We start from the raw sequence: 14,232 nt of genomic DNA, 5'->3' as shown, positions 1-14,232 counted from the left end.
TATCCGGATAAAATCAGGAATGACGGCGCACCCCCGACGACAACGGCGCAGGCCGCCGTACCAAGTTTGAAGCTTCGCTTTTTCAAGCTTTCTGCTCTCAGTTACAGCGGCCCGATATGATGTCTCTTTATCTGTCTGATTCACTTTTTTTATTTTGTCGTGATAAGCCCCACGGACTGGATAAGCTCGTCACCCTCAGCGGAATACACATAGTCAAATAATGCCTTTACCAGGTCGCTCTGGGCGGAAATCTCGCCGTTGGTCGCCATAACGAACGGGCGGCTTAAGAAGTAATCACCTGTTTTAATATTCGCCTCATTGGCCTCCACTCCGTCTAATGTCAGAACCTTAACCGTGTCATCAATTACATCGAGTGACACATATCCGATAGCGCCCGGTGTGGAAGCTACCTTAGCCATAACAGCGCCTGTGGAATCCAGCTCGTTGGCATATTTGCAGGCGTCCTCCAGTTTGAGAATCTCCTCAAAAGCGCCTCTTGTACCGGAACCTGCCTCGCGTCCTACCACTACGATAGGCTGATCCGCCCCGCCTGCGTCCTTCCAGTTTGTGATTGTACCGTTATAGATATTGATAAGCTGCTCTTTCGTAAGGTCTGCCGCTGTGTTGGCCGGATCCGTCACTACCGCAATTCCGTCGATTGCCACAATATTTTCTGCAGCTCCCTTTCCCTTCTCCTCATCTTTTAAGTTTCTGGAAGAGTTTCCGATATCACTCTGTCCGCCCAGAACCGCTTCGACACCTGCGGAAGATCCTGTAAACTCGGCCTGCACCGTCACGTCAGGATATTTCTCCATAAAGGCCTCTGCAAGAGCGTTGGAAAATTTCTCCATGGAAGTGGAACCTGCCAGTGTAATGGAACCGCTCAAATCGCCCTGAGCCTCTGCCGCTTCCGTATCCGCCGCCTCTGTATCCGCTGCCTGAGCTTCACTCGTATCTGCCGCCGGAGCTGCTGTGGACGGTGCTTCAGAAGAAGAACTGCATCCTGCAAGCCCCATCATTAAAACTGCCGCGCCTAAAATTGCTATTGATTTCTGAAATCTTTTTTTCATAATGATCCTCTTTTCTCCTTTAAACTCATTTCATGCTCACTCATTTGTTTTACAATTCGCAGTATAAGACATTTACGGAAAAGGGGAAATCATGATTCTGTATAGGAAATGTAAAAGGGAGGTAATATTTTCGCTCAATTATGTCAAGTCAAAAGCAAGTTTTCACCCATTTCCCTGTTGACTTTTTTTCTCACTTCCTATAAAATCGTACAGAGATAGGGGAGTAGTTAGCACGCTTGTGTAGTTTGGCCAACATACTGATAGAAATATCTGGCTTAACTTTAAATAATGAGACTTATCTGCGGTTCATGCTGCAGATAAGTCTTTTCTTTTCGCATGAGACAGCCGGCTTCCCGCATATCAATAAACGAACAGGAGGATCTCCTATGTCATTAATTGAACTATTTATCCTCGCCGTGGGTCTTTCTATGGATGCATTTGCCGTCGCAGTCTGTAAGGGACTTTCCATGCAGCGCCTGAATAAAAAACATGCTCTTATTATCGGCCTCTATTTCGGCGGATTCCAGGCCGGAATGCCGCTGATTGGTTATTTTCTCGGCTACCATTTTAAGGAGGCCATCACCTCTGTGGATCACTGGATTGCATTTATCCTGCTGGTCCTCATCGGTGCCAATATGGTAAAGGAATCTTTCTGCCGATGCGACGAGGAAGAGCTTGATCCCTCCGTGGATTTTAAAACCATGGCAGTGCTTGCAGTCGCTACCAGCATCGACGCTCTGGCCGTCGGCGTTACCCTTGCCTTCCTGAGTGTCCATATTGTGCCGGCTGTTTCCTTTATCGGTATTATCACTTTCCTGCTCTCCGTCGCAGGCGTCAAGGCCGGCAATCTTTTCGGTATGAAATACAAATCAAAGGCCGAATTTGCAGGAGGCGTTATCCTTATTGTAATGGGTGCGAAAATCCTGATAGAGCATCTATTCTTCTGATCGGATTTACTTTACTAAGCGGAGATGTTTATTCCTTCCGTTAAAAAAGTTAAGGAAACGGTAATATCCGAAGATTTCCTGACATTTCTTTTAAATGCCCCCATTCTTACCCGTTTTCTGGTAAAATGAGGGTATCACGATTTTATTAGACTATTTTAAGATGATAAGGAGAAGATTTGTATGAAGAATTTCAGATTATCTGCATTTATCACCAGAAAGGCGCCTCTGCTTCTTGGAGCGCTCGCAGCCACCGTGCTGATGGCATTTTCAAGTCCGGTCAAAGCCATAGCTGCTGAGGACGGCCAGAGTTCTCTCGATCTGTACCGTGTCTATGGTACGGTTTCCCATGAGGGCGAGCGCCTGATGCTCAATAATATTCAGGGAGACACGACCCTTGACTCACTGGTTCTGAACATCTCAGATGAAACACGGATTCTGGATGCCCTGAACGGTTATCCCGTATCTGCCGATTCCCTGAAGGACGGAGAGATGGTTTATGCCTACATAAGTCCGGCCATGGCCCTCAGCCTGCCTCCGCAGTCCCACGCCGAGATGATTATCTGCCAGCTCCCAGCCGGTTTTGCCGCTCCGTCCTATGAAACGGCCGTTACGCTTACCGGAAACAGTGAATCAGGCTGGCAGCTTACAACAAAACGCGGTATGGTCTATGGCATTGACAGCGAAACCACCGTCCTGCCCTACCTGACCAGAAATATTGTTACTCCGGAAGATCTTACATCCGGCACTGCCTGTCTTGTATGGCCCGATCGAAATATGACCGACGCTTCCGGCAATGAAATTATTCACGCCTCAAAGGTTGTCATCTTCCCGGGCGGCGGCTCTGCCGAACAGAATTCCTCCGGACCGGCCTCCGATCCGGTTTTGACAGACAGAATAGCGCTGCAGTAATTTTTTATCAGCCGCTGCCTCGCAGTACGGCCGCATTTTCACAATAATAAAGACAAATAAAGAAAGGACTCCCAGTATTATGCAGGAGGCCTTTTCTTTATTTGCCGTTATGTGTCTTTATTTATCTTATTTATCTTCTATATCCGTCTTTCTTAAAGCCCTGATAGCATCCCCGTCACCGTTTCCGTATCAGAGAGCCGCATTGTTCCCGGAGCAATTTCCTTTTCCGCGCTCTTTGGCATTATTTTGCATCATTAAAATCTATCTTTTCCACGTAAGGATAGTAATTTTCCAAAACTTTAACATCCGTCTTTTTACCGCAGTAAGTGGAAAGCCAACTCTCAAAATCCGGGTTATCCCATACGGTTCCATCCTCAAACATAATCTGTTTATCGCAATAAAGTATATAGGAAATATCTGCCGCAGTATCGTCGTTACCCATGAGATTCAGCGACCAGCCGCCAAATACATCTTCCGTCCCGCCGGCGGCAAGTCCGGATGAATCGTCCTCATAAAGATAGAAATATTCATATTCCAAATCGGTGTCCAGGCTCCACCAGTCAATTTTCAGGGGATTGCCGTCACGGTCAAACGCTAATTTTCCCTGCTTAAATCCCGCTATTCCCCGATCCGTTCCGTTTGTTTTAATGTCATGGATATAGGGATGGCCGCTCTTCCCTTCATACCTGCGCATTTCCACATTTTCATAGATAACGGTCTGCTCCGAAGATACCGGCTCATTTAGAGCCCCGGTTCCGGTATTCGCTGCGGCGCTTAACGCACTACCAAGTAAAACCGCTGCCAGAATGCCGGTAATCAGCACGGCGGTTCTCGGCATTAACTTGTGTTTCGTCATGGCGCTCCCCCTTTCCCTGCCTTATGTCTCCTGTTTTCTACCGTTATCTTATCACATCAGGAACCATACATTCAACCCGTTTAACAAAGTATAATACAGAATAATGCAGAGCTTAAAATATTACTGTTCACACCGTATTGCGCTTTGAACAATAACACGCTACGCGATGCACAGAAATGGCAAAAAACGCCTCACGGAATACTACCTGTGAACAATAACCTTAAAATCCGGTTATAATAAAACCCTACACTAATACACCAGCCTTATTTTTTGTAGTATGATGGAGACGGAGGTATCCATATATGAAAACTTACAAAACAAATGAAGTGGCAAAAATCATCGGTATCCATGTAAATACCGTACGTTTATATGAACAGTGTAAATTGATTCCGGCCCCTGAACGCATGAGTAATGGTTACCGGGTCTTTACCGAGCTGCACATTGAGCAGTTCCGGCTGGCCAGGGCCGCTCTCCGGGCGGAGGTGCTGCAGAACGGCCTCAGAAAACAGGCGGTGGAGATCATCAAAGTGTCCGCTGCAGGAGATTACCGGGATGCCAGGCAAAAGGCGGCGCGCTATCTAGAGCAGGTGGAACTGGAAATAAGACATGCGGAGGAGGCCATCGCTATTGCCGGACAGATTCTGAAAGGCGCGGCATCCGTCTCACAAAAGGACGGTTCCGTCTATACCCGTAAGGAAGCGGCAGAACTTTTACAAATCTCAATGGACACCCTCCGCAACTGGGAACTCAACGGTCTCATTACCGTAAAACGCAGAGAAAACCGGTACCGCGCTTATTTTTATGAGGATATCGAACGTCTTAAAATGATACGTTCCCTGCGGTGCGCTAACTACTCACTGACGTCAATTCTGAGGATGCTGTCGTCCCTCGATGTAAATCCTTCTGCCAGTATCCGCGAAAAGATCGACACGCCCGCGCCGGATGAAGACGTGATTACCGCCTGCGACAAGCTGCTCTCCTCCCTTGCGGATGCCAAAAGCAATATGAACTATGTACTCACCCGGATCGAGAAAATGGAGAAGATGAAATTGTAAAGCCTCCATTTACCCACCACCTTTTCTCCTTGTGATATCCTCTCTTTATCAAATAAAGGAGGGTATGGTATGCAGACAACCATCAGGGTGTCCGGTCTGGAAAAATCCTACGGCACACTAAACGTAATCAAGAAGATTGACATAACCGTTGCGGGAGGCGAAGTTTATGGTCTCCTCGGCGCAAACGGCGCAGGAAAGAGCACAACCATCGAGTGTATTTTAGGCACCAGGAAAGCCGACCGGGGAGAAATCTCCATCCTGGGGATGAATCCGCAGAAGGAACGTAAAAAACTGTTTGAACAGGTCGGCGTCCAGTTCCAGGAAGCAAATTATCCTGATAAAATCAAGGTAAACGAGTTATGTGAGGAGACAGCCTGCCTATACAAATCCCCGGCAGATTATGACGGACTTCTTAAGCAGTTCGGCCTTGCGGAAAAGAAATCAAGTCCGGTAAGTGAACTGTCCGGCGGCCAGAAACAGCGGCTCTTCATTGTTCTGGCGCTGATCCCGAATCCGCGGGTCGTATTTCTGGACGAGCTGACCACGGGACTCGACACAAAAGCCAGAAGGAGTGTATGGAAAAGCCTTCAGGAACTGAAGGGAAAGGGACTGACCGTCTTTTTAACCTCCCATTTCATGGATGAGGTGGAGGAACTCTGCGATAGAATCGGTATTTTAAAGGATGGGGAATTTGTTTTCTGCGGCACGGTGGCCGAAGCAGTTGAAAAAAGCCCCTATGACAGGCTGGAAGATGCCTATCTTTGGTTTACAGGAGAGGAGAAAGACGAAAATGAATAAATTTATTACGATGTTAAAAACAGAGCTGAAACTTTCTTTCCGCGGAATAGACATGATCATTTTTGCCATCTGCATGCCGGTGGTTGTGACCGCGCTGATGGGAATCATATATGGCGGAAAACCAGCCTCTCCCGGTGCGGATTATACCTTTTTAGAACAGTCCTTCGGCGCCGTCTCTACAATCGCAGTCTGCGCCGGAGGCGTTATGGGCCTGCCGCTTGTAATCTCCGATTACCGGCAGAAGAAAATTCTCAAGCGTTTTAAAATCACGCCCTCCAGCCCGGTCCTTCTGCTGTCGGTGCAGGTATCCATCTATATGATTTATTCGCTGATCGCACTGGCGTTAGTCTATCTGGTTTCCACCCTGTTTTTCGGCATGCGCCTTAAGGGAGACTTTTTTCCGTTTATCGGCACATTTTTCCTTGTCATGCTCTCCATGTTCAGCATCGGAATGATGGTGGGAGGCGTATCTCCAAATGCTAAAATTGCCGGTATCCTTGCAAGTCTTTTGTATTTTCCAATGCTGATTTTTTCCGGCGCCACGCTGCCGTATGAGGTGATGCCCCCGGTTCTGCAAAAGCTTGCCGGTGTGCTGCCCCTGACCCAGGGAATCAAGCTCTTAAAAGCCACATCACTCGGCCTGCCGCTTGAAAATGTAACGGTTCCTCTGATTGTGATGGTTGTGATTGCCGTTGTCTGCGGCGGAATTTCGCTCCTGTTTTTCAAATGGGAATAAACACAGGGCCAAAAAGCGCCGGGAAAGCCAAATTTGCAGCTTTCCCGGCGCTTTTTAATTAATTACGCATTTCTATTAAAATGTCTTAGTTAAAGGATGTCTTAGTTTAGAGATGTCTTAATTTAGGACCACCTTATTTTAATACTACCTTTTTAAAGTTCTTCTTACCGCGTTTTACAACGACTCCGTCCCCTGAGAGCTGTGCCTTTGTAAATACGGCCTTTGTATCCTTTACCGTCTCGCCGTCCACAGCCACGCCGCCCTGCTCCACGTTTCTCCTTGCCTCGGAACGCGACGGAGCCAGACCGGATTTCTGGAGAATTGTGAGAATATCGATCTCATCCCCTGTAAAATCTTCCTCTGTAAGCTCGGCCGTCGGCATATCGGCAGCATTTCCGCTTGAGAATAACGCTCTGGACGCCTCTTTTGCCTTCTCTGCTTCCTCCTCGCCGTGTACCAGCTTGGTAAGCTCATATGCCAGGATTTCTTTCGCCGTGTTGAGCTGGCTGCCTTCCCATTTATCCATCTCATCAATCTGCTCGAGCGGAAGGAAGGTAAGCATTCTTAAGCATTTTAATACATCGGCGTCTCCCACGTTTCTCCAGTACTGGTAGAACTCGAAAGGAGTTGTCTTTTCCGGATCCAGCCATACTGCGCCGGACTGTGTCTTGCCCATCTTCTTGCCTTCGGAATTCAGAAGGAGGGTGATAGTCATGGCGTGGGCGTCCTTGCCCAGCTTACGGCGGATCAGCTCAGTCCCGCCCAGCATGTTGCTCCACTGGTCGTCGCCGCCGAACTGCATGTTGCAGCCGTACTTCTGGAACAGCATATAGAAGTCGTAGCTCTGCATAATCATATAGTTAAACTCTAAGAAGCTTAAGCCCTTTTCCATTCTCTGCTTGTAGCACTCCGCCGTCAGCATGCGGTTTACGCTGAAGTGCGGCCCTACTTCACGTAACAGCTCCACATAGTTGAGGTCCATCAGCCACTCCGCGTTATTTACCATCATGGCCTTACCCTCGGAGAAATCGATAAAACGGCTCATCTGCTTCTTAAAGCAGTCACAGTTGTGCTGAATCGTGTCCACCGTCATCATCTGGCGCATATCGCTTCTGCCGGACGGATCACCGATCATTCCCGTACCGCCTCCTAAAAGCGCAATGGGTTTATTTCCCGCCATCTGAAGACGTTTCATCAGGCAGAGCGCCATGAAATGGCCTACATGAAGGCTGTCCGCAGTCGGGTCAAAACCAATGTAAAATGTGGCTTTTCCTTCGTTAATCATGTTTTTGATTTCTTCTTCGTTTGTTACCTGGGCAATCAGGCCTCTGGCAACTAACTCTTCGTAGATTTTCATCGTTATTCTCCTTTTCCATTCTTGCTGTAACACCATATTCAATGTCGCGCAAAAGACGCGCTCGTTTCACAGGTGTGCTTAACCGCTAAGTTCGAAAAAACCTCACTAAGCGGTTAATGCAAAAAGCCCCGTCCTTCGCTAAAAGGACGGGGCAATATCCCGTGTTACCACCTTCATTTGCAAACAGCTCGCACTGTCTGCCTCAGTAAGTACATCCTGCTGTTTGGACAGAAGATACTCCGGCACGATAACGTGTGCCTGATACGTCGCAGCCTACTTGGAAATCCTTAAACAATTCCGTTGGGTGCGCGGCTCCGGGATGTATTCGTCTGTCTGCCAACCTGCGCGCCTCTCATCGACCGGCTGCTTTCTGTGCGTCCTGCAGATTACTACTTGTTCCCCTCAATGCCTTTATTATTAGGTATTAAGTTTAAGTACTTGACATTATAGGGAGTTTTTTTCCGTTTGTCAAGCCCTATCCAATCAGGTTAGGCAGGAATGTAACCGTTGCCGGTATGTATGTGATAATCAGCAGGACAATCAACAGAACCGCCAGCATCGGAAGTAAATCTTTCATCTGGTCTTTCAGCGATACTTCCGCGATTGTCCCCGACACGAACAGGCAGACGCCCAGCGGAGGCGTACACATACCGATTGTCAGGTTAACCGTCATTACAAGGCCAAAATGAAGAAGGTCGATTCCAAGGCCCTGTACAATCGGGAGGAACAGCGGGGTAAAGATGACCAGCGCGCTGGTTGTATCGATAAATGTTCCTGCAACTAAGAGCACGATGTTGATGACAAGGAGCATCAGATATTTATTTCCGATGTTGGCCGTCAGGAATGCGCTGACCTGCTGCGGAACCTGGTTAACCGTGATGATCCAGGTGAACAGGGATGCAAAAGCAACGACAATCAGAACCTGGCCTGTGGATTTGGCGCTGTCGATAAACACGCCCCAGAGGTTTTTAATCTTCAGTTCACGGTAAACAAATATTCCGATAATCAGGGAGTACACGCAGGCGATAGCGCCCGATTCCGTCGCTGTGAAGATACCGCTCATGATACCTCCGATGATGATAACCGGCATGATCAGCGCCAGCAGCGCGTCTTTTCCTGTTTTTAATACCTCACTTGCAGGCGCTTTCTGCTCACGTCCGACATAGTGGCGTTTCTTACCCACATAGAAGCTGTAAACCATCAGGCCCAGTCCCATGATAATACCCGGAATAAATCCACCGATAAACAGCTTGCCGATGCTGACGCTGGCCATTGTTCCGTAAAGCAGAAGCGGAATGCTGGGCGGGATAACAGGCCCTATCGAACCGCCGCAGGCCAAAAGGGGAGCCGAGAATGTGTTCTCATAGCCCTTTTCCTTCATCAGAGGAATCATGATACCGCCGATTGCCGCGGTAGCCGCAATAGCGGAACCGGTGATAGCGGCGAAAAACATGCAGGCCAGTATGCTGACCATGGCAAGTCCGCTGGGGAAATGGCCAATCAGGGCGTCTGCAAAATCCACGATACGCCTGGACATGCCTCCCTGGACCATCAGTCCTCCTGCCAGAATAAACAGCGGAATGGCAATAAGGGAGATGCTGTCCGCTCCGGTGAACATTCTCTGGGTGATGACGGACAGGGGATAACCGGCCGCCGCTACTCCGTAAAGTGAGATTAAGCCAAGGGAAAAGCAAATCGGAACTCCGGCTATAAATAATACAAACAGAAATAAAATCAGCGCCATCCTACTGTTCCTCCTTTCCCATGCCAAGCAGTTCTTTCACCTGCTCCACCAGAATCTGAATCATGTAAAAAATCATAAACGCCGCAGCGCTTGGAATGCTCATGTAATACCAGGACATCGGAATCGGCAGATAGGACGTCGTCTGGGTTGTGCCTGTCTGTGCAAACTGGATTCCCATATATAACAGGAAGACAAAAAATCCAATCAATACCACATTAATTATGATTTCCGCCAGTTTTCCGATCTTCTTCGGAAGCGCCGCCAGAAACACATCTACGTTTAAATTTGCTTTTTCGTGTACACAGTAAGCCGCTCCCCAAAATACAAGGTATGTAAAACTCAGCCTGATAATATCCTGGCTCCATGGCAGGGGCGCTTTCAGCACATACCGGCAGACTACCTGCCAGAACGTCACCGCCAGCAGGACAATACCGCTGACCGCCATCACGGCTTTTATCACATTATCCACCACTAGATTGATAACTTTCATACTCGACCTCTCTATCCGTTTCTCATCCGTTGTTACCATTCACAGCCCCGTTTAAAAACGCGGGACTGCAAACGGTAACCACCCGTTCTTTCTGTTGTGTCAAATTTATTTATGTCAGTTTTATTTACATCCGTGCTGTTCCGGATTATTTTCCGCTGTTTTTGTGCTCATCCAGCTTCTGCATTACAAGCTCAACCAGCTCCGGATTAACAAGCTCCTTGATCTCATCCCTCTTATAGAAATCTTTTGTCGCCTCTTTGAAGCTTTCGATGTCCGGTTCGCTGACCTTCACGCCGCTGTTCTTAATCTGCTCCATATACTCTGCTTCCATGGAGTCCACAGCCGTTCTCTGCTCGTCAATGGCATATTTAACCGCCTCGTCGATCCAGCCTTTCACCTCGTCCGTCTGTTTGTCATAGAAGCCCAGGTTCATGATAACGCTCTCCGCACCGTAGGTGTGGCCGTCCAGAACCATGTATTTCTGCACCTCATCGAAACCGGAAGAAGCGATGGAAACGATAGGGTTTTCCTGACCGTCCACGGTTCCCTGCTGAAGCGCCGTATAAAGCTCGTTAAACGGAAGCGCCGTTCCCCTTGCCTTTAAGCAGTCCATCAGGCTGAACCATACGGTTGCTTCCTGGACACGGATGGAGAGTCCCTCCATATCGGATGCCTTTACAACTTCACGCACATTGTTTGTGAAATGACGGAATCCCAGCTCTGAAAATCCCAGATGCTTAAATCCCTGTGCCTCGAACAGTTTTTCAAACTCCGGCTGAAGTACCTCGTCCAGAATATAATAAGCTTCTTCTTTGTTTTCAAATAAATATGGAATGGATAAAAGCTGTACATCCGATACCCATGACGGGAGTGTTCCGTCCGTGGTGACGATAGTCATCTCCAGCGTTCCCAGCTTTACACCCTCGGCTGCCTCACGCTCGCTGCCTAAAGAAGCGTTCGGGTAAATCGTCACCTTGACCTGGCCGCCGGACAGTTCTTCAATTTTGTCCTTGAAATACGTTGCCGCTATGGTAGACTGGTGTTTTTCATTACCGACGGTCGCCACCTTAATCTGGGCTGCATCGCCGCTTGCCGCAGCCGCCTCTTTCTTCGCTTCCGTGCCGGCCGGCGTACCCTCTTTACTGCCGCCGCAGCCTGTAAGCGCTGCCGCAATTACTGCTGATGCCAATACTGCCCGAAATAACTTTCTCATCTTACCGTTCCTCCTCACTCACTGTAATCACATTGTAGTTTAATGATAACTTTCTTCCCAACACCTCGTCTGCCATCTCACATCTGAAATTCGTTCCATAACGGAATCCTTCGGTCAGCGGAACCGTACCGGAATAAATCACCGCGTCCGTAATGCCACCCACTCTCTCTTCCAGTTCCTTGAGAATCATGGCCGGATCCATGATATCGGCCAGGGTTCCCTGCTGATACTGGATTTCTGTTCCGTCTACCGTCTGATAGGAATATAGCTTAATGGTTTCCCAGTGTTCTTTTAATTCATCATAATCCCATAACTCTGTTCCGATCGGTTTTGCACAAATCTGCTTTGCCTTCGGAACGCTTACACTCTCCAGTTCGCGGTCCGTATGGTCGCTTCCAAGTCCGATATAAAGCTTTCCGTCCGTCACAACCATCACGTATTCAACTTCCCCGCATGTTTTTTCACCGATAAAATGCAGGTCCTGTTCCTGGGTCAGCACATAGTTGCCGCACTGGAAAATCGTCGGGATTTTCTTCGGTGCAGGCACCCCAAGCTGTTCCTCCAGCTCTTTAATATGTTCCATCGTCTTTTCCATATTGCGGCCGGCATAACCTATGGCAAATACCCTGTCGTACTTTATCTCTTTTTCTGTTTCACCGTTCTTTGTCAGAACGCGGAATTTCATCTTACTCATTTTTCGCTTTTCCTTTCACATCGTAGATTTCGGGCCGTCTGTCCCTGTATATGTTAATGCTCTCCCGGATTCCCTTAATCATGTCGAGATCCAGCTCTGCAGACACTACCTCCTCGGCCCCGCCCGCTCCGGCGATTGTCTCGCCCCACGGATCAATGGCTGCCGAATATCCTGCGTACTTTGTTTCTCCCGCGGTGCCGCAGGCATTGACGCAGACTACAAAACACTGGTTTTCAATCGCTCTCACCCGGTTTAATACCTGCCAGTGGCCTTTTCTAAGACTCGGCCACTGGGCAGCTACAAACAGGACATCCACGCCCCGCAGAGTGAGGGTTCTGATAAGTTCCGGGAAACGGATGTCGTAACAGATAACCATCGCACAGGCGACACCGTCCAGCTCAAAATTAACGGTATGATCGCCCAGTTTAAAGAAATCCTGTTCTCCCATGGGCGTAAACAGATGAGTCTTGTCATACTCCCCAATGCAGTTTCCTTCACGGTCAAATATGTATGCCGTATTATATATGCCGTCCTGTTTTAAATTGGCTACGGAACCGGCCACAATATTAATTCCAAGTTCCTTTGCCAGGGAACCGATTCTTCTCTTAACCTCTTTACCATCCCGGTCCGACAGACTCTCCAGGTTTTCCCTGGGGAAAAAGCCCGTATTCCAGGTCTCCGGAAGACAGATGACATCCGGTTTTTCGGCGGCTGCTTTCCGAATCAGTTCTTCCGCATGGGAAAAATTGTATTCCGGGTCTGCAAGCCGCACATCCATCTGAACAATGCTGACTTTCATCATTTCTCCACCTCTTACCTTTTTATCCTCTTTAACTTTTGCCATGATATATGATATATTATATATGATATATGGTATACCACTTGATACAAGATAACATAATTGTGCATTATTGTCAAGCTATTTTCCTTTCCAAGTGATTTTTTAGGCAGAATTTACATGAACAGTAAATGATAAAAACCAGATATGATTTTTTCCATGGCAAGAAGGCCGGTTCTTCGCGCAACTGGCGTCACCGGCCGGTTTTACTGATTTCGGCGTTCTTTCATATAGCCTTCGATATTGATAAATGTTTTCGACATGTGATCTTCCATCGCACGGACCGCCGCACCGGCATCCCGTCTCTTAACGGCATCCAGGATCTTCTGATGCTCTTCCATCGTCGTAATCTTCCGCTCCTTCTGTTTCAGGGCGCGGATACCGAAGAATGAAATAATGTCATTAAAATTGTTGAGCAGCCCCTGAAGCGTCCTGTTGTGGCTCAGCTCATAAATCTTCTGATGGAATTTGCGATCCATCTCAATGTAATCGTATTCGTCGTAGTGATTCAGCATATCCCTCTGGCATTGGGCTATCTCTTCCAGCTCCTCCAGGTCCCGGTCCGTCAAATTCAGGACTGCGTCCTCCACGGCCAGCATCTCCAGCGATTTCCTGATTTTTAATACTTCCAGTACATACTCAAGATCAAACTCCCTGACTACGGCGCCCTTGTAAGTCTCCATCACCAGCCAGCCATCGTGGGCCAGCATCTGCATCGCCTCGCGTATCGGTGTCCTGCTAATTCCCATCTCGTCCGACAGTTTTCTCTCCGTCAGCACATCACCCGGCATATATTGTCCCTTGAGTATCCCCCGTTTAATTTCATCGTACACCTGATATTTGTACGGCTGCGCTTTTTGTACCACGTTTCATCTCCCAATTCGTTTTCACTTTAGTTTTATTTTATTCCGTATCTCTTGATTCTTTTGTCCCTGCTTTCTGTCTTTGCAATGAAAGGGCACACTTTTAATGATTCAAAAAAATCCCCTGACACAGTTTCCTGTATCAAGGGACGATAGTTATCGTGTATCCGCCTTGATTGAATGAACAGGCTCCGCTGCCCGGCCTCTCAAATTATGACGATAACGGAGGGCGGCGTCATTCCCAGCGGGAAGTTATCAGAGCCGGTTGTCAGGTAAAAATTTCCTTTACTTATTTTTTGATTATATCATCCATGCTAATTTTGTCAAGCGTGAAACGGCGTTTTTTGCCGTTTCCGGGCATCCCGCAGCGTGTTACCGGACACGGCGTGAACCGTGATTTATATCGGCATCCTGCGCTGTAAAATGGGGATTTGATTGAGAAATGAGGACGCCGCCGTCAGGCCGGGGGCCGGGGTGGTGAGGGGGATCGATGCGTCTTTCGTCCCGGGCGTCAGGTTGTCGCGGGCGGGGAATCCGGGCAGAAAAAGTTCCTGCGGGAAACGCTCGCGCTCGTTGGAGTACATAATGGTACTAACCTCGAAAAGACCTCGGTAAGTACCAATGAACTCCCAGGTTCCCTCCGGAATCTTTTTCTCCCTTCT

15 protein-coding genes are annotated in these 14,232 nt (G+C 48.3%); 5 read left to right on the top strand and 10 right to left on the bottom strand.

Annotated elements, in window-relative coordinates; all coding sequences use genetic code 11:
- Positions 1-149 precede the first annotated feature (149 nt).
- Positions 150-1,070: a phosphate ABC transporter substrate-binding protein gene (locus EJL91_RS24050; RefSeq protein WP_125144521.1), complete on the bottom strand. Its 921-nt coding sequence runs from the start codon at positions 1,068-1,070 to the stop codon at positions 150-152.
- Between the two features lie 386 nt (positions 1,071-1,456).
- Between EJL91_RS24050 and EJL91_RS24045 the strand changes: the two genes are divergently transcribed.
- Together EJL91_RS24045 and EJL91_RS24040 are read left to right on the top strand one after the other, a co-directional pair.
- Positions 1,457-2,017, top strand: a complete 561-nt coding sequence (locus tag EJL91_RS24045) for a manganese efflux pump MntP (RefSeq protein WP_125144520.1) — start codon at positions 1,457-1,459, stop codon at positions 2,015-2,017.
- 180 nt (positions 2,018-2,197) lie between these two features.
- On the top strand, positions 2,198-2,926 hold the full coding sequence (locus EJL91_RS24040) for a hypothetical protein (RefSeq protein ID WP_125144519.1): 729 nt from the start codon (positions 2,198-2,200) through the stop codon (positions 2,924-2,926).
- Positions 2,927-3,167: 241 nt separating this feature from the next.
- On the opposite strand, the gene EJL91_RS24035 is transcribed toward EJL91_RS24040, so the two are convergent.
- Complete coding sequence (locus EJL91_RS24035) at positions 3,168-3,782, bottom strand: DUF5780 domain-containing protein (protein ID WP_125144518.1); 615 nt, start codon at positions 3,780-3,782, stop codon at positions 3,168-3,170.
- A gap of 302 nt (positions 3,783-4,084) precedes the next feature.
- On the opposite strand from EJL91_RS24035, the gene EJL91_RS24030 reads away from it, so the two are divergent.
- The 3 genes from EJL91_RS24030 to EJL91_RS24020 all read left to right on the top strand — a co-directional run bounded on the left by EJL91_RS24030 (position 4,085) and on the right by EJL91_RS24020 (position 6,371).
- Entirely contained in the window at positions 4,085-4,837 is a 753-nt protein-coding gene (locus tag EJL91_RS24030; protein ID WP_125144517.1) for a MerR family transcriptional regulator, read from the top strand.
- 69 nt (positions 4,838-4,906) lie between these two features.
- Complete coding sequence (locus EJL91_RS24025) at positions 4,907-5,635, top strand: ABC transporter ATP-binding protein (protein ID WP_125144516.1); 729 nt, start codon at positions 4,907-4,909, stop codon at positions 5,633-5,635.
- Positions 5,628-6,371, top strand: coding sequence for an ABC transporter permease (locus tag EJL91_RS24020; protein ID WP_125144515.1), 744 nt, complete (start codon positions 5,628-5,630; stop codon positions 6,369-6,371). The genes EJL91_RS24025 and EJL91_RS24020 overlap by 8 nt, the downstream gene beginning before the upstream one ends.
- Before the next feature lie 133 nt (positions 6,372-6,504).
- Here EJL91_RS24020 and tyrS read toward each other — a convergent pair whose 3' ends face one another.
- The 8 genes from tyrS to EJL91_RS24735 form a co-directional block, all read right to left on the bottom strand.
- Entirely contained in the window at positions 6,505-7,728 is a 1,224-nt protein-coding gene (tyrS, locus tag EJL91_RS24015) for a tyrosine--tRNA ligase (RefSeq protein ID WP_125144514.1), read from the bottom strand.
- A gap of 475 nt (positions 7,729-8,203) precedes the next feature.
- Positions 8,204-9,472 (bottom strand): TRAP transporter large permease, encoded by a 1,269-nt coding sequence (locus tag EJL91_RS24010; RefSeq protein ID WP_125144513.1) that lies wholly within the window; start codon positions 9,470-9,472, stop codon positions 8,204-8,206.
- Position 9,473: 1 nt separating this feature from the next.
- The gene (locus tag EJL91_RS24005) at positions 9,474-9,962 is read right to left on the bottom strand and encodes a TRAP transporter small permease (protein WP_125144512.1); all 489 of its coding nucleotides are present in this window, start codon (positions 9,960-9,962) and stop codon (positions 9,474-9,476) included.
- 145 nt (positions 9,963-10,107) lie between these two features.
- Positions 10,108-11,175 carry a TRAP transporter substrate-binding protein gene (locus EJL91_RS24000; RefSeq protein WP_125144511.1) on the bottom strand — a complete coding sequence of 356 codons (1,068 nt, stop codon included), beginning with the start codon at positions 11,173-11,175 and terminating at the stop codon, positions 10,108-10,110.
- A 1-nt stretch (position 11,176) separates the two neighbouring features.
- Positions 11,177-11,869, bottom strand: coding sequence for a DUF2848 family protein (locus tag EJL91_RS23995; protein ID WP_125144510.1), 693 nt, complete (start codon positions 11,867-11,869; stop codon positions 11,177-11,179).
- Entirely contained in the window at positions 11,862-12,671 is an 810-nt protein-coding gene (locus tag EJL91_RS23990; protein WP_243125552.1) for a carbon-nitrogen family hydrolase, read from the bottom strand. The genes EJL91_RS23995 and EJL91_RS23990 overlap by 8 nt, the downstream gene beginning before the upstream one ends.
- 242 nt (positions 12,672-12,913) lie before the next feature.
- Positions 12,914-13,573, bottom strand: coding sequence for a GntR family transcriptional regulator (locus tag EJL91_RS23985; protein ID WP_125144509.1), 660 nt, complete (start codon positions 13,571-13,573; stop codon positions 12,914-12,916).
- 395 nt (positions 13,574-13,968) lie between these two features.
- Positions 13,969-14,232: hypothetical protein (locus EJL91_RS24735; protein ID WP_423243464.1), on the bottom strand; the 264-nt coding region annotated here is incomplete at its 5' end.

Source organism: Clostridium transplantifaecale, from assembly GCF_900626075.1.
In the GTDB taxonomy this organism is placed as follows: Bacteria; Bacillota; Clostridia; order Lachnospirales; family Lachnospiraceae; genus Otoolea; species Otoolea transplantifaecalis.
This window is presented reverse-complemented; position numbering and strand designations above follow the sequence as displayed.